Annotated in this window: 1 protein-coding gene and 1 pseudogene; one reads left to right on the top strand and one right to left on the bottom strand. The window is 69.1% G+C overall.

Features of this window, described 5'->3' with window-relative positions; all coding sequences use genetic code 11:
• A partial coding sequence (locus tag ACRDPS_RS14015; protein ID WP_431502259.1) for a dihydrolipoamide acetyltransferase family protein occupies positions 1 to 1221 on the top strand: 1221 nt, incomplete at its 5' end.
• 182 nt (positions 1222 to 1403) lie between these two features.
• On the opposite strand, the pseudogene ACRDPS_RS14010 reads toward ACRDPS_RS14015, so the two are convergent.
• Positions 1404 to 2004: pseudogene (locus tag ACRDPS_RS14010) on the bottom strand (hypothetical protein); the annotation flags it as partial.

Below are 2004 nucleotides of genomic sequence, written 5' to 3'. Positions count from 1 at the left end.
GTCCAGGTAGGCACCCCCATCATCCGCATCGGCGACTCTGCCGAGACGTCGCCCGCGCCGGCCGAGGCGTCGCCCGCGCCGGCCGAGGCGTCACCTGTGCCGGCCGAGGCGTCACCTGTGCCGGCCGAGGCGTCACCTGTGCAGACCGAGACGTCACCTGTGCAGGCCGAGACGTCACCTGTGCAGGCCGAGGGGTCACCTGTGCAGACCGAAGCGCCGGATTCTGAACCGGACGAGGCAGACAAGCCACTGACCCTGGTGGGCTACGGCTCCAAGGAGGACGTGCTCGTACGCCGCACCCGCACCGTCGCCGCGCCGACCACCGCCGCGGGCGCCGAAGTGCTGGCCAAGCCGAACGCGCGGAAGCTGGCGCGCGACCTGGGTGTCGACCTGGCCACGGTCGCCCCCGAACGCGCCGACGGCGTGATCACCACGGCCGACCTGGACGCGCTGCCGACTGCGTCGGAGACGGCTGCACCAGCTGGCGTACCTGCCGTTGCTTCTTCCGGTGGTCTGGAACGCCGCGAGCCGATCAAGGGGCTGCGCAGGACGATGGGCCAGGCGATGGTCGACTCGGCGTTCACGCTGCCGCACGTGACCATCTGGACCACGCTCGACATGACCGCGACGACCGAGCTGGTGGCCCGGCTCAGGGCGCGGCGAGAGTTCGCCGACGTACGTGTCTCGCCGCTCCTCATCGTGGCGAAGGCGTGTCTGCTGGCGATGCGGCGTACCCCGATCATCAACTCCTGGTGGGACGACGCCGCCCAGGAGATCGTGTTCAAGGAGTACGTCAACCTCGGCATCGCCGCCGCGACCCCGCGCGGTCTGCAGGTGCCGAACGTGAAGGGTGCCGATCGGATGTCGCTGGCCGAGCTCGGCGGAGCGATCAACGAGCTGACCGCGACCGCACGCACCGGCAAGACCCCGCCCGCGGACCAGGCCGGCGGGACGTTCACCATCACCAACATCGGTCCGTTCGGCATCGACGGCGGCGCACCCATCATCAACCCGGGTGAGTCGGCGATCCTGAGCCTCGGCGCCGTCGCGCGCAAGCCCTGGGTTGTGGGCGACGGCGATGACGAGCGCATCGAGCCGCGCGACGTCTGCACCATCGCCCTCAGCTTCGACCACCGCCACATCGACGGCGAAGCCGGCTCGCGCTACCTGTCCGACGTAGCCGCAGTCCTGGCGGACCCCGCCACCGCCCTGATGTTCTAGCCCACTGCCGACCCGGCGCAACTGCCCCAGAAAACGAGGCCGAGCCGGCGCAACTGCCCCAAGAATAGGCGTCGAGTCGGCGCTGATGTCCCGCCTTGTCCACAGGCCTGTGGATAACTTGAGACATTGGCGCCGACTCGACGTCATTTTCTGGGGCAGACGCGCCGACTCGGCGAAGGGGGTCAGGTGTTGGTGTCTCGTCGGCGGAATCCGGCGAAAGCGATCAGGAGCAACATGAGTGCCACGGCGCTGAGCCCGATCATGTGGGACGGCTCGATGGGCTCTTGCGGATAGCGGCCGACCCACCAGAAGGGCGAGATGCCCGCGACCGAGTCCGGGAGGTCGAACAACGGCCCGAACATCCCGGTGATGCACGTGAATGCGAAGAGCGCCCAGATGATCGGCGTGATCTTCGGGGCCCAGGCATACAGCGCCGCGGTGAGCGCCATGAAGACGGCGACGGCCGGCAGGAACGCCCCGCCGCCCTTCACGAACGTCCCGAGCTCGACCTCACCGTTGACCAGCGCACCCGCCCACAGGGCGAGGGCACCCGAGATCATGGTCAGTACGAACGCGCCCGCCGCCACGACCACGAGGTGTGAGGCGAACCAGCGACCGCGCGAGACCGGCTTGGCGAGCGTGATCTCGAGTCGGCCTTCGGTCTCCTCCGTCTTGGCCCGCAGAGTGGTGGCGATCGCGTACCCGGCGGCAGCCAGTGCTGCGTACAGGATCATGATCGCCAGGAACCCGGTGAGCGGGTCGTCGCCGAACATCTTGGCCGCC

Source organism: Nocardioides sp., assembly GCF_050699375.1.
Taxonomy (GTDB): domain Bacteria; phylum Actinomycetota; class Actinomycetes; order Propionibacteriales; family Nocardioidaceae; genus Nocardioides.
The sequence above is the reverse complement of the archived record's forward strand: the minus strand, read 5'-3'. Positions and strand labels throughout refer to the sequence as shown.